The organism is Paraburkholderia sp. BL9I2N2 (genome assembly GCF_004339745.1).
In the GTDB taxonomy this organism is placed as follows: domain Bacteria; phylum Pseudomonadota; class Gammaproteobacteria; order Burkholderiales; family Burkholderiaceae; genus Paraburkholderia.
This window is the reverse complement of the sequence record NZ_SMGP01000002.1, coordinates 1,129,832-1,149,864: the sequence shown is the minus strand read 5'-3', so window position 1 is coordinate 1,149,864 and position 20,033 is coordinate 1,129,832. Positions and strand designations below refer to the sequence as shown.

General features: G+C 60.0%; 16 protein-coding genes. 5 read left to right on the top strand and 11 right to left on the bottom strand.

Annotation, left to right across the window (positions count from 1 at the left end; translation table 11 throughout):
• Positions 1 to 163: 163 nt before the first annotated feature.
• The 5 genes from B0G74_RS27030 to B0G74_RS27010 form a co-directional block, all read right to left on the bottom strand.
• A complete protein-coding gene (locus tag B0G74_RS27030; protein WP_132378056.1) occupies positions 164 to 1,816 on the bottom strand; it encodes an AMP-binding protein in 1,653 nt (550 codons plus the stop codon).
• 14 nt (positions 1,817 to 1,830) lie between these two features.
• Complete coding sequence (locus B0G74_RS27025; protein ID WP_243658310.1) at positions 1,831 to 2,556, bottom strand: nitroreductase; 726 nt, start codon at positions 2,554 to 2,556, stop codon at positions 1,831 to 1,833.
• Positions 2,557 to 2,676: 120 nt separating this feature from the next.
• Positions 2,677 to 4,035, bottom strand: coding sequence for an aromatic acid/H+ symport family MFS transporter (locus tag B0G74_RS27020; protein WP_132378052.1), 1,359 nt, complete (start codon positions 4,033 to 4,035; stop codon positions 2,677 to 2,679).
• A gap of 621 nt (positions 4,036 to 4,656) precedes the next feature.
• On the bottom strand, positions 4,657 to 6,345 hold the full coding sequence (locus B0G74_RS27015; protein WP_132378050.1) for a tannase/feruloyl esterase family alpha/beta hydrolase: 1,689 nt from the start codon (positions 6,343 to 6,345) through the stop codon (positions 4,657 to 4,659).
• A gap of 552 nt (positions 6,346 to 6,897) precedes the next feature.
• Positions 6,898 to 7,914, bottom strand: a complete 1,017-nt coding sequence (locus B0G74_RS27010) for an AraC family transcriptional regulator (protein WP_132378048.1) — start codon at positions 7,912 to 7,914, stop codon at positions 6,898 to 6,900.
• A 367-nt stretch (positions 7,915 to 8,281) separates the two neighbouring features.
• Here B0G74_RS27010 and B0G74_RS27005 point away from each other — a divergent pair, with 367 nt between their 5' ends.
• Together B0G74_RS27005 and B0G74_RS27000 are read left to right on the top strand one after the other, a co-directional pair.
• Entirely contained in the window at positions 8,282 to 9,049 is a 768-nt protein-coding gene (locus B0G74_RS27005) for an SDR family NAD(P)-dependent oxidoreductase (protein WP_132378046.1), read from the top strand.
• A gap of 152 nt (positions 9,050 to 9,201) precedes the next feature.
• Positions 9,202 to 10,410, top strand: coding sequence for an acetyl-CoA C-acyltransferase (locus B0G74_RS27000; RefSeq protein ID WP_132378044.1), 1,209 nt, complete (start codon positions 9,202 to 9,204; stop codon positions 10,408 to 10,410).
• Positions 10,411 to 11,267: 857 nt separating this feature from the next.
• Here B0G74_RS27000 and chrA read toward each other — a convergent pair.
• Positions 11,268 to 12,464, bottom strand: coding sequence for a chromate efflux transporter (chrA, locus tag B0G74_RS26995; protein WP_243658309.1), 1,197 nt, complete (start codon positions 12,462 to 12,464; stop codon positions 11,268 to 11,270).
• A 417-nt stretch (positions 12,465 to 12,881) separates the two neighbouring features.
• A complete protein-coding gene (locus B0G74_RS26990; protein ID WP_132378040.1) occupies positions 12,882 to 13,253 on the bottom strand; it encodes a YciI family protein in 372 nt (123 codons plus the stop codon).
• Between the two features lie 423 nt (positions 13,254 to 13,676).
• On the opposite strand from B0G74_RS26990, the gene B0G74_RS26985 reads away from it, so the two are divergent.
• Positions 13,677 to 14,870 carry a GGDEF domain-containing protein gene (locus B0G74_RS26985; RefSeq protein ID WP_132378038.1) on the top strand — a complete coding sequence of 398 codons (1,194 nt, stop codon included), beginning with the start codon at positions 13,677 to 13,679 and terminating at the stop codon, positions 14,868 to 14,870.
• 277 nt (positions 14,871 to 15,147) lie between these two features.
• Here B0G74_RS26985 and B0G74_RS26980 read toward each other — a convergent pair whose 3' ends face one another.
• The gene (locus B0G74_RS26980; RefSeq protein ID WP_132378036.1) at positions 15,148 to 15,390 is read right to left on the bottom strand and encodes a hypothetical protein; all 243 of its coding nucleotides are present in this window, start codon (positions 15,388 to 15,390) and stop codon (positions 15,148 to 15,150) included.
• A 226-nt stretch (positions 15,391 to 15,616) separates the two neighbouring features.
• On the opposite strand from B0G74_RS26980, the gene B0G74_RS26975 reads away from it, so the two are divergent.
• Positions 15,617 to 16,003: a response regulator gene (locus B0G74_RS26975; protein WP_132378034.1), complete on the top strand. Its 387-nt coding sequence runs from the start codon at positions 15,617 to 15,619 to the stop codon at positions 16,001 to 16,003.
• A 225-nt stretch (positions 16,004 to 16,228) separates the two neighbouring features.
• Positions 16,229 to 16,891, top strand: coding sequence for a hypothetical protein (locus B0G74_RS26970; RefSeq protein WP_132378032.1), 663 nt, complete (start codon positions 16,229 to 16,231; stop codon positions 16,889 to 16,891).
• A 311-nt stretch (positions 16,892 to 17,202) separates the two neighbouring features.
• On the opposite strand, the gene ligK is transcribed toward B0G74_RS26970, so the two are convergent.
• The 3 genes from ligK to B0G74_RS26955 all read right to left on the bottom strand — a co-directional run bounded on the left by ligK (position 17,203) and on the right by B0G74_RS26955 (position 20,019).
• Positions 17,203 to 17,886 (bottom strand): 4-carboxy-4-hydroxy-2-oxoadipate aldolase/oxaloacetate decarboxylase, encoded by a 684-nt coding sequence (gene ligK, locus B0G74_RS26965; RefSeq protein ID WP_132378030.1) that lies wholly within the window; start codon positions 17,884 to 17,886, stop codon positions 17,203 to 17,205.
• A 2-nt stretch (positions 17,887 to 17,888) separates the two neighbouring features.
• Positions 17,889 to 18,914: an amidohydrolase family protein gene (locus B0G74_RS26960; RefSeq protein ID WP_132378028.1), complete on the bottom strand. Its 1,026-nt coding sequence runs from the start codon at positions 18,912 to 18,914 to the stop codon at positions 17,889 to 17,891.
• Between the two features lie 64 nt (positions 18,915 to 18,978).
• The gene (locus tag B0G74_RS26955) at positions 18,979 to 20,019 is read right to left on the bottom strand and encodes a porin (protein WP_132378026.1); all 1,041 of its coding nucleotides are present in this window, start codon (positions 20,017 to 20,019) and stop codon (positions 18,979 to 18,981) included.
• Positions 20,020 to 20,033: the final 14 nt, after the last annotated feature.

The following is a 20,033-nucleotide window of genomic DNA, read 5'->3' as shown; positions in this document are numbered from 1 at the left end:
CACACTATCGGTCATGATCGACAGGACACAACTCCAGGACATGAGCGCAGACGAACTGCGTGCGCTCGCCCTGGAATTGATGACGGAAGTTCAGGCACAACAACACATCGTCGATCGCACGGAAGCAGCACTACGACATGGTGCGCTTAGCGGACCAACAGCTTCATCCGGCCAATCTGGTAATCGCTACCCGGCTGCCCGCTTGCTCGCGCAGACGAAACTTCTGGATCTTCCCGGTAGCGGTCTTGGGCAATTCGCCGAAAATCACACGACGGGGGCATTTGAAATGCGCCAGTCGCTCCCGGCAGAACGAGATGACATCCTGCTCCGTAATGTTGGAGGCATCCGGTCTCAGTTCGATGAACGCACAAGGAGTCTCGCCCCATTTGTCATCCGGCTGAGCGACCACGGCCGCGTTGAGCACGCCGGACATGCGATAAATGACCTCCTCCACCTCCACGGACGAAATGTTTTCTCCACCAGAGATGATGACGTCCTTGGAGCGGTCCGTGATCTGGATGTAGCCATCGGGGTGAACGACCGCAAGATCTCCGGTATGGAACCAACCACCGGCGAAAGCTTTTGCCGTTGCTTCGGGGTTCTTGAAGTATCCCATCATTATCGTATTTCCCCGGACCAGAACCTCGCCGCAAGACGTGCTATTGGCGGGCACCGGCTCAAGCGTCGCGAGATCGGCGACCGACATTTTCTCGAATGCTGCCGCACGTACACCTTGTCGCGCTTTCAGTTTCCCTTGATGCTCCGGCGACAATGTATCCCACTCGTCGTGCCAGGCACAGCTGATGGGCGTGCCGGAGATCTCGGTAATGCCAAAGACGTGGTCGACGTCGAAACCCATTGCGTCGACAGCCTCCAGAACCGCTGCCGGCGCCGGTGAGCCGGCGGTAAGAACCCGCACACGGCGCGGCAGCGACTGCCGTTCCGACTGGGGCACGCTCGCGATACCGGCGAGGACGATCGGCGCCGCACAAAAATGATCGACACCGTACTCGACGATGGCGGAGAGAATATTCGCGGCATTCACCTTGCGCAAACAGACGTGCGTTCCCGCCGCGGCAGTAATCGCCCATGTGAAGCACCAGCCGTTCGCGTGAAACATGGGAAGCGTCCACAGGTAAACCGGTGCACGCGGGAGCGGCCAGTTCGTCATCTGCACCAGGCTCATCACATAGGTGCCACGGTGGCTCGGAACGACGCCCTTCGGATCCCCGGTCGTCCCGGACGTGTAGTTCAATGCAATGGGCGTCCACTCGTCGAGCGGGCGGCGGCCCGCAAATGCCGGATCACCACTTGCCAGCAGCGACTCATAATCAGTTTCCCCGATGGTGGGGCCATCGGGCGCTTCGTGATCGTTGATGTCGATCACACGCGGCGGATTGGGAACTGACTGCAATGCTTTCTCAACGAGCGGTGCAAATTCGCGGTCTACTAGCAGGAGCTTGCATTCGCCGTGGCGCAGAATGAAGGCGACACCGTCAGCATCGAGTCGGCAATTGATGGCATTGAGAACCGCCCCCGAGAGCGGCACGCCGAAGTGGGCCTCAAGCATGGCCGGGGTGTTCGGCGCAATGATCGACACCGTGTCGCCCGGTTCGATCCCCAGCTGAACGAGCGCCGACGCGAAGCGATAGCAACGCTCGCGCGTCTTCGCCCATGTCTGCCGGAAGTCGCCATGAATGATCGCGGTTCGATTCGGATAGACGTCGGCGGTTCGATCAAGGAAGGTCAAGGGCGTCAATGGAACGTGGTTTGCCGCGTTCTTCTCAAGTCCTCGAGAATAGGCCGTTGCACTCATGGCTTTGTCTCCATTCATTCATTATAAAAAGTAGTGAAATCGCCAACCGGACTGCGCTCCGTGACCAGCGCGTTCTCGATGCAGCTGTGATCCGCATAACCCAGACTCATTCCGCACACCAACATCTGGTTGTCGGGAATGGACAGTTCGTTGGCGATGACACGGTGGAACTTATTGAAAGCCGCCTGCGGGCAGGTGTCGAGGCCCCGCGCTCGGGCGGCGATCATGACGCTTTGCAGGAACATCCCCGTGTCGAGCAGACTTCCTTCACGCATGACCCGGTCAACCGTGAAGAACAGGCCCACGGGTGCATCAAAGAAGCTGTAGTTGCGACCGTGCTGGACATGCATCCGCTCCTTGTCACCCTTCTCGATGCCTAGCAGGCCATACAGGTTCCAACCAACCGCACGCCGGCGATCCACATATGGTGCGATCCATTCGCGCGGGTAGTAATCGTAGGGCTCGTCCAGGCCGGAGCTGCGGCCAGGATCGTCATTGATTTCGTTGATGGCCGCAGATAGGCGGGACTTCATCGCGCCTGTCACGACATGCACATGCCAGGGCTGGATGTTGACGCCAGTTGCGCTGAAGCGAGCCACGTCGAGGATGGACTCGATCTGCTCGTGAGGAACCGGCGTGGGCAGGAAAGCACGGACGCTGCGCCGCGTGACGAGCGCCCAATCGACGGCTCGGGCCACGTCGGCAAACGAGTTCAAGGGAGGGGGAGATAGACGGTCCATTTCGATGCCGGCGTTGATAGTTGCTTTGCACGGAGTCATGTGGCGTTTGTTGAGTGTAAAGCCCGTACGAGCCGTGATGTTCGTAAGATTCTTGGCGATTAAGCTGCTATGGCAGGAGCGTCAGCGCCCCGCGCTACCCTGCACCGCGATAGCAGGCGCATTGTTTGAGCGATGCGAGTCGGCACGAGTCTGGTTGATCAGCGTTACCGCCGCCGCACCGATGAGGCCGGCGAGGCCGATTGCCATAAAATTCTGTTCTAGCGGCAGCTTCAGGGACACGAGCCAACCAATGAGCACCGGAGCGACAATCGCGCCGATCCGGCCCACGCCAGAAGCAAAGCCAACACCGGTAGAGCGGATCGCATGAGGATAGAAGTCACCCGCATAAGCGTAGGCAAGCAATTGCGTACCGAGCGTCGATGCGCCGACAACGAATACGACGACAAACAACGATACGGTCGACTTCGTGTAGCCCATCAGCGACAGCGCAACCGCCCCGACGACGTAAAACGCGATCAGCACCCGCTTGATGTTGACCTTGTCGCTGAGCCATCCACCGAGGATCGCACCGACGATGGCGCCGACGTTAAAGACAATGACGAAATTCAAAGCTGAACCCAGGCTATATCCGGCCATGGCCATCAGCTTGGTCAACCACGAACTGAGCGCGTAGACCATGAAGAGGCCCGTCATGAACGCGACCCAGATCATTGTGGTACTGAAGCCGCGGCCATCCTGGAAGAGTCGCCGCACCGAAGCGTCGCTGGCTTTGTCTGACAGGGAACCTGCAAACTCCTGTCGACCGCTCAGCGGATAGTCGGGCACCAACCGTTTCATCACCGTGCGCAGTTCGTCGTGCCGCCCGCTTTTGAGCAGGAAAATCATTGAATGGGGTATCGTTTTGATGATGAATGGGATCAACAGCACAGGCAGGCCCGCGGCAAAAAAGACCGATTGCCAGCCATAGCTGTCGATAAGCTGCTTTGCGGTGAGCGCCACCAGAATCCCGCCAATCGAATAGCCCGCGAACACCAGCGTGACCAATCGGGTTCGCAACGCATTGGGCGAAAACTCCGCCATCTGCGCGGTGACAATCGGCAAGACTCCGCCGATGCCCAGGCCGGCGACGAAGCGCGTCACGCTGAAACTGATTGGATCGCTCGTCAAACCGGCGGCCGCCGTGAAAAGACTGAAAAGGGCCACGCAAACGCACATCATCGTTGGTCGTCCGAAACGGTCCGCCAGCGTGCCAAGGAAAATGGCCCCGAGCATGACCCCAACAAGTGTCGAACCAGCCATGATGCCCGCGCTGGTCGCGCCGATGTGCATGTCTCTCATGATCGATGGCAGCGCCGCGCCGACGACGGCAAGATCGTAGCCATCGAGTATCAACATCAAGACACACCAGAACAGGACAAGGGTATGAAAGCTATTGAATCTGGCCTGACCGGCCAGTGAGTGCACGTCTATCTGATTCATGTCGTCTCCTTGTTTAATGTCGTGCATGAAATCCGCGCGAATTAGGGGCGCCATCGATGGGGCGGCCTTATCGCGCCCCGATCGACCGCTGCCGTCGTGCTGCAACCAGTGTCAGGCGGACGCAGGTGGCAGTCCATGTCCATCAACTTCAACCTGAATGAGGTCATCGAACACCAGCGTTTCCGGCGTTGAGCCGCCGGCGGTAGCCCAATCTCTGTTAGGCGAGGGCCCCGATTTCCAGTTGGAGAAATCGCTTCTCGTGACGACGGATTGACGCAGTCCCTCGGACAAACCATGCCCCCGTTGCGCCTGTCCGCAGCGCACTGGTTATTCGTCTGAGTACGGGCGTAAAGATGGACGCTGCGGATCAGCTCGGCGGGATAGTCGAGCCGCGCCTATATAGCGCAGGATCCGCGAGCGGCGGATCGACGCAAAGTTCCTGCGCAACGAAATGCGGTGAGCCCGCTCAGTGTGGCCGCAAGCCGGATGCCGTTGCAGGTCGTTGACGGGGTGGGGCTTTGCATCGGGCCGGAACGTGCGCACCCAGTCGCGTCAGAGCTGGAAATTCCGGATGGAAGGTGGCCGTCCGGCACGGCCAATGGGTGCGCACGGCGAACCGGACTAATTCGAGCACAAGAAGCTCGCCGCCAGATTCTGGTCGCCACCGATGTATTTGGGCCACTGTGGGTATTCGCACATGGGCCTGGTACGTCCCGCTGTTGTCGGAGTCAGGTCGGTGATAGTCAGATCTTTGGGCTCACTTCCTTTCGTCACCCAGTTGTCCAATGCCGTCAGACCGTCATATGAACCATTGAATTGTCCGCCGGAGCCGTGGGCCGCGCCCGGAACCAGGTAGAACTTCAGAAATTGACTAAGTGGCCCCTGCCCGAATCGGGATACCAGCCGGTTATAGTAATCAATCGACAATTGCGCCGGAATGAACTGGTCTGATTGCCCGTGCTGGAGAATGATCTTGCCGCCACGGCTCTGGAATTGACTCAAGTCAGTGCTGGTGCTGTCCATGAGTGCGCTCACCGCCTGGACGCGCGAAGTTAATGATCCCGGGTTGGCAGAATTAAAATTCAGAATGCTTGATCCAGCGTCGCGAGCGACCGCAAACCGGAGCATGTCATTTGAAAACGTGTAATAAAATGCGCTCTTGCCGATCACCCCAGGCTCGACCATCGCATCGGCAGCGGAAGTGCCCCAGGCCAAGCTACTGGACCAAAAATCCGCCCCGGTGAATGCGTTATATGCTGGGAATGTCTGTATTCCGCTTGCCAGACTAAAATTAAGGTCAAGCGGTGAGCCAGCGGTTTTCATCGTATCGATTTGCGCGTCCGACAGGCAAGTGTCTCCGGTGTCGCCCCCGCCGGGGCACCGAATCACGGCTGGATCGAACGCGCATGCTGCAGGGTTACCAATAATGCCGTCGGCGACACCATCCAGAGCGTCGCATTGCTTCATGATGGCGGCAAGAAGGGCCTTGCCTTTAGCAGGCGTGACGTATCCTCCGGGTGCCAGCAGGGATTGCGAGATCCTGCCCATCTGGAGCCATAGTCCTGTTATTCCCGAAGCTGGATATGTCGAAATGATACCGTCGTAGTCTTGCGGGAACCGTTGTGCCGCAATCAAACCTTGTCGTCCGCCACTCGAACCACCAATAAAATAGCTGTGCGCGAAGTCCGAGCCATATCTTGCCTTTGCGATGTAGGCTGCGAAGTCATGCGTCTTCTTGATGTGGTCGCCAGCATAGTTGGCGAGTGCCTCATCGTTTGTTGCGAAGGAACCGTCTAGGATGGTTCCCTCATGCCCACTGTCGCTCCCGACAGTCACATAACCCCTGCGCAACGGCGTACTGACGCCTGCGGGCTCTGCCCCGGATAAGAACCCGTCAAATGGTGAGCCCTCGGTATTGGCGATGGTGCCGTCAAATCCCCCGCCACCGAAGTGAACAGCTTTTCCGTTAAAGTTAGTCGGAAGGTCCACCTTCACCCGGATATCGGGCGCATTGAAATCGACCGGATGGATAGTTCCGAGCACTTTGCAGTACTCACCATTTCTGTTAGCAGAATCAGTATCAGAAACGAGCGTCGCTGACACGACAGTGGCACCGGTTGTCGGCAACCCAATAGAGCTGGCAGGAACAGTCATACCAGCCAACGCACTGCACTTCGCGGCTGGCGTCACGGCCGCGACGTTTGCCGGTGCGGCGTCATTGCCGCCGCAGCCAGATACGGCAACGGCTAATGCTGCGAATAGAACACCCACAATAGCCGGGCTTCGGCGAATTCTGAACCGGGTTCTCATTCTCGTCTCCATATATTTTTTTGCTACCGCAATGCGCTGCTCATCGAGGGCAATTTTTTATTTGCCGCCGCCGATTCGGTGACGTGCTGGCGAGAAAACTGCTGCCCAATAAGCGATGACGCTTCACTTATATTGCGGCGGCGATCAAGTGCGGGGCTCTTGCGGAGCCAGCTATGAATACTCTGCGCAACCGGGTGCGAGGCTTGTTCTGATTTGCCGGACGCGACTGTAGTGTCAGCCTGGCTGGGACGCCAATCCATGTCCGCCGACTTCAGTTTGCATGAGGTCTGTGGACACGTTGGGCTTTCGTTGTGCTTCATGCGTTGGCCGCCCATCACCCCGAGAATCCAAGTGAGGATGAGTGGAATGCCGCTGGGGCGCTGCCCGCCTGTATGCGATTCATCGGTTGCCCGGCTTTACTTTGCCTTGCCTCGGCAGCCATGATTTTGCGCAACGCTCGTTCGGGAACGAGGATCGAGCCGTTCGATAGCTAGACGTACAAGCAGGTCGGAACGCTCGAATTCCGCTATGACAACGGTACGAGTTCTAACGTTAAGAGTTGGCCTTGCCGTGGCGGTACATTCCCGGGCTGGCCCCGGTCCACTTCCTGAAAGCCCTGTGAAAAGCACTGGTTTCCTGAAAGCCAGTCCGCGCAGCGACTTCGGCGACTGTGAGAGAACTGCTGGAAAACAACTCGATTGCGATGTCACGGCGCAGTTCGTCTTTCAGTTGCCGGTAGTTCATGCCTTCGGCCAGCAGGCGGCGTTGCAGCGTGGCCGCGGATAGATTCAGTAATCGCGATAGCGCGTCGAGGTCCGGCCAGTCGTCGGGGGCCTGGTTTCTTAGTCGGCGTCTGACCTGGGCCGTAGTGCTCGATTCATTGCGATACTTGACCAGGATATTGGCTGGTGCATTCTCCAGGAACACACGCAGGCTCGCTTCCGTGCCGGACAGTTTGAGGCCGAGGAAACTGCGATCGAAGCGGATCAGGGTCTCCTCTGCGGAGAACGTCACATCCTCGCAGAAGCGCATACGGTAGTCGCTGTCATCGATTGGTGGGGAGGCGCGAAACCGCATCTCGATCAGTGGGATCCGTCTGCGTGCGAGCCAGCAGGCAAGACCGTGCACGAGGATGAACCACGTCCCGTAGGCAAAGAGCCGGCGTGTCCGCCCATCGTCATGCAGGATGATCACTGCATGCTCGCCTTCACAGCGCAACTCCCCGTGAATGTCGTCGAGAACCGCTCGCAGGAACTTCAGCATGCGACGCAGCGCGTGTTCCAAATTGTCCGCATGCAGCACCGCGTGACACATCAGAGCGTAGCTACCCCGGCGCAGTGCGTGGCTGTCGAGGCCAAAGAACTCGTCGTCCATCAAGTCGGCCAGAGCCGCCCACAGTCGCGAAAAGGCCAACGCCGGCACACGGGCTCTCGGCGCATTCAACAATTCCGCCGCGATTCCAGCGTGCTGGAGGACGGCCGACACATCGAGATTCCGTTGTGTCGCCGCGAGGATTGCCTCGCGCACCAGGCTGATAGAGGTTGTGCCCTTATCTTGAGTGTCATTCATAGTCAGGCGTACCCACAGAAAGTGTGGTGATGTTAATCGCTGCCGGGCGCAAGTCAAACCTGCTACCCGACTGAACGCGGGCAGTCATCGGCCGAAGAACGCCGGCGGGCGACCCATGCCGCGCCCAATATGTCCGACGGGCACACACATGAAGAGGTCTATGGGCATGTGCGTACGCTCGCCTGCCGCTTACCATGGCCGCTCAGTTCGTCGTCGCGAGTGTGGCACTGTTGGACGAGGTCATACAGCATGGCGGCCATATCACATGAACCATGCAAGCGGCATCCATGGCTTCGGAATCCAGAGCTTCCGGCGAAGCACGGGCCTGGCCGTTGCGCCTCCGGATACTTGCTTTTGGGAGACAGCGGTGCAGATTCAACACAAAGGATTCGTCATCTCGGGTGGCGGCTCAGGGCTGGGCGCCGCGACGGCGCGCCGTCTGGTGGAGGGGGGCGCCTCGGTGCTGCTTGTAGACCTGGACCAGGACGCCGGCACTGCGCTGGCGGCAGAACTCGGCCGCGATGCCCACTTCGCCAAGGCTGACATATCCGACGCAGCGAGCGCCGAGCGTGCGTTGAACGCGTTTTGCGACACCGTCGGCGCGTTGCATGGGCTGATCAATTGCGCAGGCGTCGCCCCCGCCGAGAAAGTGCTTGGACGCGAAGGGCCGCACCGGCTAGAGAGTTTCGCGCGCACCGTTCAGGTCAACCTGATCGGCGCTTTCAACATGGTACGGCTGGCCGCAGCCTGCATGGCCAGAAACACGCCCGAGACCGATGGCGAGCGAGGGGTGATCATCAATACTGCTTCAGTCGCCGCCTTCGATGGCCAGATTGGGCAAGCAGGCTATGCTGCGTCCAAGGGCGGTGTCGTCGCGATGACGCTGCCTATCGCGCGGGAATTGGCCCGCGATGGCATTCGCGTGCTTGCGGTCGCGCCCGGAATCATGGAGACGCCAATGGTCAAAGGCATGCCCACCGAGGTACAAGACGCTCTTGGGAAGATGGTCCCCTTCCCCGCGCGCCTTGGTCGGCCAGAAGAATTCGCGGGCCTTGTGCTGCACATTCTCGAAAACACCTACCTGAACGGCGAGGTGATCCGCCTTGATGGCGCCATCCGTATGGCGGCAAGGTGAACTCGGCGCCTTGAGCGCACGTCATTGTTCCGGCTACTGCCTTGCTTGAATTCGTCGAGTCGCCGAACCCGGAAGGGCTCAGATGACCCGTGAACTGCGAAACTTTCCCCACCCCTTGCAACGCCGCCGCGCAGCGGCGGATGGAGACTCGCATGCCTATCTCTTCGACGTCAGATGATCCCGTCGTTATCGTCGGTGCCGCACGCACGGCGCTAGGCGGCTTCCAGGGCGACTTTGCGTCGCTGACGGCTCCGCAACTCGGCGCCAGCGCCATCCGTGCCGCATTCGATCGCGCAGGGCTGCAGCCAGAGGCGGTAGACGAGATACTCATGGGCTGCGTGCTGCCCGCCGGCCTGGGGCAGGCACCCGCACGCCAGGCGGCGCTGAGAGCCGGTTTGCCGCTTTCGGCGGGGTGCACCACGATCAATAAGGTCTGCGGCTCGGGTATGAAGGCAACGATGCTTGCGCACGATCTGCTGCTGACTGGGAGTCAACAGGTGATCGTGGCCGGCGGCATGGAATCCATGAGCAACGCGCCCTACCTGTTGCCCAAGGCCCGCTCGGGCCAGCGCCTGGGACACGGCCAGGTACTGGACCACATGTTCTTCGACGGCCTGGAGGATCACTACAGCCCCGCCTCCCGCGGCCGCCTTATGGGCACCTTCGCCGAGGACTGCGCGCGCCACTTCGGTTTCACGCGCGATGCACAGGACGCCTTTGCTTGCACCTCCACGCTGCGCGCGCAACAGGCGCAGCGTGACGGCTTGTTGCGGTGGGAGATCACGCCGGTGGCCGTGCCGGGCCACAGCGGCGAGAAACTCGTCGACGAGGACGAGGCGCCAGCGAAGGCACAACTGGCCAAGATCCCCAGCCTCAAACCCGCCTTTGGAAAGGACGGCACAGTCACGGCGGCGAGTTCAGCCTCGATCGCCGATGGTGCAGCGGCCGTGGTGCTGATGCGCCAGTCCACCGCGAACGAGCGTGGTTTAACACCGCTGGCCGTTATCCGTGGGCACGCCACACAGTCTCAGGAGCCGGCCTGGTTCACCACTGCGCCCGTGGGTGCGATCCAGAAGTTGCTAGCCAAGGTGGGATGGCAGGCGACCGATGTAGACCTGTGGGAAATTAACGAGGCATTTGCCGTGGTCGTCATGGCCGCCATGCGCGAACTATCGCTTCCGCACGAGCGCGTGAACGTGCATGGAGGTGCTTGCGCGCTGGGTCACCCGATCGGCGCAACGGGAGCGCGCCTCGTCGTGGCGCTCCTGAGCGCACTCCGCCAGCGCGGAGAGACGCGAGGCGTCGCGAGTCTGTGCATCGGTGGCGGCGAGGCCACGGCGCTGGCAATTGAGATCGTCTAAGCAACATGATCGGCGCTTAGGGAACTCCGGAAACCCACCGCTCGCCCAGCATATCGGGCTTGAATTCGCTCTCAAAATACTGACTGTCTGATCGCCGGCGAAGGTGGCTCGCACGCTTGGGCGATGCGCGGAAGCACCGGTTGTTCCGGCCGGAACGCATCGACTTCTAATGCTCACGCGGGGCCAGCGTCGGGTGCCATCGCCGGGCGGTGCTTGCGTGTCCGGGTGAAATCTTTGGTAGGAGATTTGCTCGCGGCATGGGCCGACCGCGATTGCCTCGCCATCAAGGTTATTGTGATGTTGTGGCAAAGCCAGCCGAACAGATAGCCGGGCGTCGATACAGTATGCGCTGAACCCCTGCGGTGGGCGGGCACCTCGAATAGATGCGTGGCGCCCGGTTGCCACGGATCGGCAGCTTCCGCGATAGGAGCCGCCGTTCGAGCGGCCAATCAATTTAACTCACGAATGGCGCCTTCTGGCCGATTGGGTGAGGTCGCCAACGGCCGCTTAGTGGTGCTCGAGTGCGCAAAACCTCGATTCGGCTGACTGGCCGGTTTGGAGAAGGTCCACTGACCGGAGTGGGTGGCGGATTCAACCGGTCGATGCAACACCTAGAATCTGCGTGAGCAGCGGAGGTGTTGCAAATGAAACAGCGACCGGTTGAATCCGCCGCCACCTTCGGTCATTCGATCTACTCACTCAGACTGTCGACAATCGTTGCTATCGAAGCAGCCGGTTAATATCGTGCCGTTGCCAGTCGGATGAACCGTGCCAGGGAGTTTGCGATCTGCGGTTACCGTTTGTCCGGAGAGGCGCAGAGTTAGGCGGGCGCGCCCGGATCTTGTCCGGACGTCGGATCAGCGTAAAGCGAACTCGGCGATTCCAGCGAACGCACACACCACGACGACCGCGAGCGGCGGTACCTTCCAGCGGGTAAGCAATAGGAAGCAGACTGCCGCGACAGCGAAGTCGACGTTCGAAAGAACCGCACTGATCCATACTGGCGAATAAAGCGCTGCAGCCAGCAAGCCGACGACCGCCGCGTTCACGCCGCTCAACATCGCCGCCGTGGCAGGGCGCGAGCGCAGCGATTGCCAGTGAGGCAGTGCGGCTATCACCAGCAGCAGACCGGGCAGAAAGATACCGGCAGTGGCCAGCGCGGCGCCAGCCCAGTGACGCGGTGCCTCGGGCATCATCCAGCCGAGAAAGGCTGCGAAGGTGAACAGTGGTCCCGGCGCGGCTTGAGCCGCACCGTAGCCGGCCAGAAAATCACTCGGCGGGATCCAGCCTGTCGCGACGGTCTGTTGTTGCAGCAATGGCAAGACGACGTGGCCGCCGCCGAACACCAGTGCTCCGGAACGATAGAAAGCGTCGAACATCTGAATGCCGCGCGTGTTATGCAGAGTCAGTAAGGTTGGGAGTCCGAGGAGAAGGACGAAGAAAAGCGCTAGCGCAACCCATCCGACCACGGGTGAAACGCGCAACGCGGCAACCGCCGGGTGCAGTTCACTGCCTCTTTGCGCACCCTCCGTCCTACAAAAGACGACGCCGAGCAGCGCTCCGAGTGCGATCACCAGCAATTGGGCGTACACCGTCGTCAAGAAGGCAAGCATCGCGATGGCAATAAGGGCGATGGCAGCTCGCTGACGATCTGGGCACAGGCGCCGCGCCATATCCCACACTGCTTGCGCAACCACTGCGACTGCTACCAATTTTAGGCCGTGGATCAGGCCTTGCCCCGCGACACTTCCCAGGTCAGGGGCGACCGTAGCGAAACCGATAAGCAAGAGAACGGATGGCACTGTGAAACCACACCACGCAGCCGAACCGCCGAGCCATCCAGCCCGCATAAGGCCGATCGAAAACCCCACCTGGCTGCTGGCAGGGCCGGGGAGAAACTGGCACAGCGCAACCAGGTCGGTGTAGGCCTCATCATCGAGCCAACGCCGGCTGTCGACGAACTCACGACGGAAATAGCCGAGATGAGCGATCGGCCCGCCAAATGACGTCAGACCCAATTTCAGGAAGACCTTGAGAACATCGAACACGTCCATTAATCGGCTGGAGCGCGGCACTATAACTGGCTGATGATCCATAAAGCTTTATCCGTGGAGACTTGTCCGCGCATCATACAGTGGCGACCTCTGGCATCGCGGATCGTGCGACTCGAACGCACTGCGTGCTGGTAGGGACATCGATGCACCGCGCTGCCGCCCGCCCAATTCAGTTTTTCGATGGGCATAGTCGCAGTGGACGGGGCCTGTTTCGAAGCTTTCAAATGGGTTCGACGGTTGGCGTACGAAGCACGCGAATGGGCGTCTCTTAAGTAGAAGGTCGAGTGGCCGATGGGCGTCGATCACAGGCGTCGCCGCTCGGCCCAGAAGTAGCATCGCCGCGATGACTCACGAAGCCGTGAAGGTGTTTGAGGAGAACAGAGCGCCAACGCATATTTGAGACACGCGTCCAAGCCCTCAGCGGGACCAGTAGAAATCCACGGGGATAAGCTCGACGACCCATCCACCTTCTTCGCCCAGCGTGGCCGCCGGGTGCATGGAGGCGATGCGCATCGCCTCGTCATGGGTCTCCGCCTCGATGATGAACAGGCCGCCCACGACTTCCTTCGCCTCCGTATAGGGCCCATCGGTGACGTGCGTCTTGCCACTGTGCGGGCGGAGCGTCCTCCAGTTGTCCAGATCGCCAAGCGATGCGGAAATCAGTACCTTGCCGGTAGCCCGCATCTTGTCGTCCAATGCGGGGCATTGGCTCACCAATTTCTTGACGTCGTCTGGCGCCATCGCGGCGAATTTATCGGGGGTGAAGTAGGCCAAGCCGAGGTATTTCATGGGAGATCCTTTGGGTGTGAATAACCTGACGACGAAGCTGACGATCGAAAATCGACAATCTTCTGAAAAGTTTGTAGCGGGTCTCGCCAGACTGTCCGCTTTTGGGGTCGCGCGGTGCCGACCGCCGGGCTCGTGCTGCACATGAGGATCGCTTGAGGCAGAGGTCGGGCCAATAAGGGACCTTAGCCGACGTCAGAAGAATCGCTGACAATCCTGCGCGCATCAAATTCCGATCTCGAGACCGGATGCGACACTATCACCTTGCCCGAGGGCTCCCACTCACCAGGCGTACAATCCTCTGACCATATCGGGTGCCACGTCCATTTTTGGGAGAGTCGTCAATGGCGGCTGACGATGCACGCCCTGAGAACCGCCAACCCATAGGCCCGGCGATTTCGTGGCCGGCAGCGGAGAACGAGCCACATGCCCGCTCAGATAACGCCCAATCAACTCGTTCAATTGATCATCCCAGGTATCACGGCCGTCTTTTCGCTCGGTTTTGCCTGTGCATGGCTCTACGATAGACGACTGCGCTATCTGCGCTTTCTCTCCGCTTCATTTGTTGCTTTCGCACTCGGCTCGGCAGTGCAGATCTGTCACCTACCGGATGAATGGCGATTGAACGCGCTTATATCGGCAACGTTTTATGTGTTAAGCATTCAACTGTTGGCGGAAGGTGTTTTGCGCAGGGCAGGGCTTCACTTGCGGCTAGCGACGCATGCGTCGATGTTCGCGCTGGTGCTGGGCGGCATGTATTACTTCTCCTTCGTGACGTCAAACCTGCTCGTGCGCGTCTACATTCTGAATCTCAGCGCCGGGCTGTTGATGGTGTTTACCGCGGTCCGTTTCAGGAAACGCTGCAATGGCCGCACCGTCAACCACGTTCTTCTCTGGGTGCTGCTGATCTTCGGCGCCAGTTTTTTCATCAGGACGCCGCTCACTACGATCCAACCCTTGCCGCATAGCGCTGCGCCGTTCGCGAGAACCATTTTCTGGGTCTTGCTGCAGTTGTCGCTCGCCCTGATGGGCGCTGTGTTGGGGCTCGTGCTGCTGGCCGCCGCGATGTCGGACGTGATCGACCGGCTGACTCTCGAACGCGATCTCGACTCGCTCACCGAAACGTTGAACCGGCGCGCGTTTGAACGCATGGCGGGCCGCCGCGTGGCGGACAAGCGAAGCTATCCGCTCGCGCTGATCGTTTTCGACATCGACAACTTCAAATCCATCAACGACCGTTATGGGCATGCGGCCGGCGACGCGGTGCTGCGCCAGTTCGCCGCAATCCTGCGCGCTGCGGTGCGCGAGAAAGACGTGGTGGCGCGCATTGGCGGCGAGGAGTTCGTGCTTCTGCTGCCGGGCGCTGACGACAAATTCGCGTATCAGATCGCCGAGCGCTTGCGCACCGTGCTGGAGTCTTCACGCTTCAATGAAATCGAGGCTACGCTGTGCGTTACGACGAGTGCCGGCATTGCCCGGTATCGGCCTGGCGAGGCGGTCGGGGCGTTGCTGGCGCGCGCCGATCACCTGCTCTATGCGGCGAAGCGCGCGGGGAGGAACCGGGTGGTCACGGAGCCATTAGGTCAGACGCGGGATGCCCCCGAGCTTGATATCGTGTGATCGCCCGAAGGCCGGCAAGCACTCAAACCGTACCGTCGCGGATGGGCTTGGGGTAGGAATTCGGATAGGAGCATCGGGCGTCGTCGACGCTGCTCGCCAGTGTCCGCTTCCGCTAACCGCGATCGTCCCTTGTGGGTCGATCTGAGCCGACCGCGTCAGACTGAGACTGGCCATGAGGCGACCGTCGCTGGCCTAACCCGAAAGGCCGCTACGTTAGCACTGCCGGCCCATCGCGATTGGCCGCTTGAACTGCTCGCGAGGCGGGGAGACCCGCTAGTTACTGCAAATTTTTCGCGACCTGGCCGCGTAAGGTATCTGCCATCTTCTGCAATGTGTCTGGCAAGAGTACCTGCGCTTCAAGCGGGCTCATCACGGGATAGCTCGATCCCAACTCGCCGTCGATAACGATCACGGCTGCGCAGCGCGCTTGCGCCATGTTACGCACGTAGTCGCACGCGGCGTCGAATTGCCCGGCCGATTCTCCGCCTGGGACGACTGTTGCCTCGAAGTCTGATGTCATTGCGTCCTCGCAAAACGTATAAACAAACTTATCGGACGAAGCGTCATTCGCAGACGGGTTTAACTCGCACAACAGTCTACCCGTGGCCCGTAAGGCGTCTGTCAGACCTTTGGAATATAGTCGATTGAGTTGCGCTACCGGGTGTGCTGGCGGTGCATCAAAGCCCTAGAGTGCATCGACTGATCCCCAGTCATGCTTCAGCTACAAACGGCTATCGCGACGTTAAATGGTCAACTTCAATCGAATCGTAGCGGTGGTCGACGATGACGAATCAGTTCGCCGCGCCCTCAAGCGTTTGCTGCACTCTTTCGGGCTAGAGGCGGAGACTTTTCCCAGTGGCGAGGCATTTCTGAGCACGCCGTCGTCGGGACCTTCGTGCCACCTCGCCTGCGTGATCGTGGACTTCCAGATGCCAGGGATCGACGGGCTGGAATTGCAGCGCCGCCTGGCTCCGACTGGCGTGCCCATCATCCTCATGACCGGGCACGACGATCCGGCCGTCCGCAAGAAGGCTTTCGCGAGAGGTGCGGCAGGCTACCTGAAAAAGCCGTTGGACGGCCCCGCATTGATTAGGGCTGTGGAAAAAGCGCTAGAGCTACCCGTACTGCCATAAAGCGCTTCGCCCAGCTGCGGCTGAAGGTCCGATTCTTTGCGCTCAACCCTGATCAGGTGAAGGATTGGTTTCGGCACCAATATCCCCAGGCATTCGAATCACACACGGTATCCGAATCGAGACAGACTACGTTGATCGCAACGCAGCAAGCGTCAGGAAATGCCACGTGTACGTGGCTGTTCCGAAATAGTGCGCGCTCTGCGTTTGGGGCATGACAAAAAATTCATGAATATAGCGACTCTCTTCGGTTATCTAGAGGAGGCGGATATTACTCGTCAACTCGAGGATGCTGAATGGAGTGACGCGGCCTTTGCTCTATACCGCAACGATGATCGGGCGGTTCAACTTCTGATCGATCTGGTTCATCGTGGATCGGGGCGTGAGCATCCACGGATCATGTTGGCAGATTTCCTTTCAATAAAGGGCCATGTGTGCGAGGTCGCGAAGAGAGCGCTTTCCGCGGTCCAAGTGCGACCGTCGACGGGACCACCAGCATTACCCTTGGATGGGGAAATGTCGTGGTGTGAAACAAAAGAAGTGCTCGGGCTCGCCTCCGACGGGGAGTTGCATGCTATCTGGAAAATTTGCCTGAAACGAGGCGTAACCGGCAAGCGGCAGCACGCGTTCACGCGGGAAAGCGTTAACGCTCTCCTATGGCGGTTGTCTGGCGCTGCTTCGACACCTTACGATTCCAATGGCCGTTCAGAGCTTGTTCGTGCAACCTCATCGGGCTTGGCGCGACTCGTTCTCCACGCTTTGCGGGATATGGCATTGCAGCCGCGTTTCGATTTTAGTTACGGCATCTCGACGCTTCGACTGATCGATCCCGCCAGCAGTAACGGTGTGGCGAGCGCCGTGTCTATCTACCCGGCTAAAGATATGGTTTAAAACCATAGCAGTGGCGCTAAGTCCGGTAGATCACCCAAAATCTCATCGTCAACGCGTCGATAGACCCAAAATCTCAACGAAAGGCCCACGGCGATCTCATATAAGGTGGCGCGTTCGCCGCTGAGGGCTTGATTCTTCGTGCGACGAATCTCAATATCTGTGTCGTCCTATGGCGGATGGATATAAGACGACTGTAGTACTGAGATTGATATCGCACTGAAGGTGTCGCCGGAGAACTGGCCAATCGTTCCAAAAGACCGGCGGCGCAGCGCACGTGGCGCCACCCACGCTGCGTCCAACACCGACGCCTGTCAGTCGATATAACGCAGCCCCAGCTTCGCGAGCGGCTCACGCATCTGGTACATATCGAGCCCCAACACGCCCGAGGCGAGTTTCGCGCGCTTCTGCGCTTCGTTCGCCTCGCGTGCGCTCGCGTTCTCGATCGTTTGCGCCGCCATTGCTTGCGGTACGACGACCACGCCATCCTGATCCGCGACGATGACGTCGCCCGGCGTGACGAGCGCGCCCGCGCATACCACCGGCACGTTGACCGAGCCTAAGGTCGCCTTGATCGTGCCTTTCGACGAGATCGCCTTGCTCCACACGGGGAAGTTCATTTCGGCGAGCACGCTGACGTCGCGTACGCCCGCATCGATGACCAGTCCGCGCGCGCCGCGCGCCTTGAAGCTGGTGGCGAGCAGATCGCCGAAATAGCCATCCGTGCAATCGGCGGTGATGGCGGCAACCACCAGGTCGCCGGGTTGAATCTGTTCGGCGGCCACGTGCAGCATCCAGTTGTCGCCGGGATGCAATAGCACGGTGACGGCCGTGCCCGATGCGTTCGCACCGGCATAGATCGGCCGCATATACGGCTTGAGCAGACCGGTGCGGCCCATTGCTTCATGCACGGTAGCGCTGCCGAGCACGCCGAGTGCGTCCGCGACGCCGCTGTCCGCGCGCGTGATGTTGCGATAAACGACTCCGAGTTCGTACATGATCAACGTCCTTGCGCGGTGAGGGCGGCATCCAGACGCGGATAGACGCGGCGTGCATTACCTTCGTAAATCTTGAAGCGCTGTTCGGGGTGCATGTCGGCGGCGTCGATGTAGCGTTTCGTATCGTCGAAATAGTGCTGCGTGTACGGATCGATACCGCGCACCGCGCCGATCATCTCGCTCGCGAACAGAATGTTGTCGACGGGAATCACTTCGGTCAGCAGATTGATGCCGGGCTGGTGATACACGCAGGTGTCGAAGAAGATGTTGTCGAGGAGGTGCTCTTCCAGTGGCGGCTTTTTCATCTCCTGCGCGAGACCGCGGAAACGCCCCCAGTGATACGGCACCGCGCCGCCGCCATGCGGAATCACGAAGCGCAGCGTGGGGAAATCGTGAAACAGGTCCGACGTCAGGCACTGCATGAAGGCAGTCGTATCCGCGTTCAGGTAGTGCGCGCCGGTCGTATGGAAACACGCGTTGCAGCTCGTGCTCACATGAATCATTGCCGGAATGTCGTACTCGACCATCTTCTCGTAGATCGGATACCAGTAGCGGTCGGAGAGCGGCGGGCTCGTCCAGTGGCCGCCGGACGGATCAGGATTCAGATTGATCGCGACGTTGCCGTACTCTTCGACGCATTTCACCAGTTCGGGAATGCAGCTCGCCGTATCGACGCCCGGACTCTGCGGCAGCATCGCCGCGGGAATGAAATGCTGCGGAAACAACTGGCTCACGCGGTAGCACAACTCATTGCAGATCGCCGCCCAGGTGCTCGACACCTCGAAGTCGCCGATGTGGTGCGCCATGAAGCTCGCACGTGGACTGAACACGGTGAGATCGAGCCCGCGTTCGCGCATCAGTCGCAACTGGTTGGTCTCGATCGAGTCGCGCAGTTCGTCGTCGCTGATGTTCAGTTCGGACGGCTTGGGGCGGCTCGCCGGCTGGCCGACCGCCGCGATCTGGCGGTTGCGCCATGTCTCCAGCGCTTTGGGCGCGGTCGTGTAGTGCCCGTGGATGTCGATGATCATGGTTGGCTCCTGGGAAATTCGGCGCGTGCATCGATCACGCGCATCGGGATGTGAGTTCGACGTACTAGAACAGCACGTCGATGCCGACGGTGACGGCCGTCTGACTCGACGCGCCGGCTGGGTTCAGCGTGCTGACCACCGCGTGCTTGTACGAGGTGTAATCGACTTCGCCGTAGAGCGTGGTGCGCTTGGACAGCAGATAGGCGAGCGAAACGATCGACAGGCCGCGGCGGCTGGCCTTGTCGTTCGACACGGTGGTCTGGTAGTAGCCGCCGTCGAAAATCATGTCCGGGCTGATGGTCCATGAAATGCCGCCGAAGGCGTTGTTGGTCACCTGGTGCGGTGCGGCCGGATTCTGCAGGTCTTCGGACATGAAGCCGCCCGACACCCGCACCGGGCCGATTTTGTAGGCGGCACCGGCCATGTAATAGCTGTCGCCGATGTAGGTCGTCCCGGTCAGTATGTTGCGATGCCCGTACACGCCGCCGAGGCTCGCCGGACCGGCGCTATAGCTCATGCCGACTGAACGCGTCGCTCCACTGCTGAAATTTCCCGGCACACCGCCGAACGAGTTGTCTACTTCGAACAGCAATGGCCCGAAGACATTCTTGTACTTGACGGCGTTGTTGTTGCGCGTGCCGTCCGAGGCCGTGGTCAACGGCAGAATCGGCGTGAAGTGAAAACCGAACGGATCGTAGATACTGATGATGTCGTGCGAAATCGTGTACTGGCGGCCGAGGTCGATCGACCCGTACTTCGAATTGCCAATGCCGACGAATGCCTGCCGGTTGAATTCGACGCCGGTGGTATTGTCGAACTGCCCGTTGCCGAGGTTGAAGCCGCTCTCCAACTGGAAGTGCGCGTTCCAGCCGTCACCCAGGTCTTCCTTTCCCAGGAAGCCGAGTTTGTTCGAACTGTAGTAGCCGTTCGAATTCATGGTCACCACCGTGCCGCCGCCTTTTGCCGCATTCGTCTGGTAACGCACGCCACCGTCTACCGTGCCGTATAGCTGGACGCTCGATTGCGCGTGTGCGGACATGGCGCCCAGCGTGCCGGCCGCTGCCGACAGTCCAGCCCCAATGGTTCTCCAAACCTTTGTTTTCATAGTACGTCTCCGAT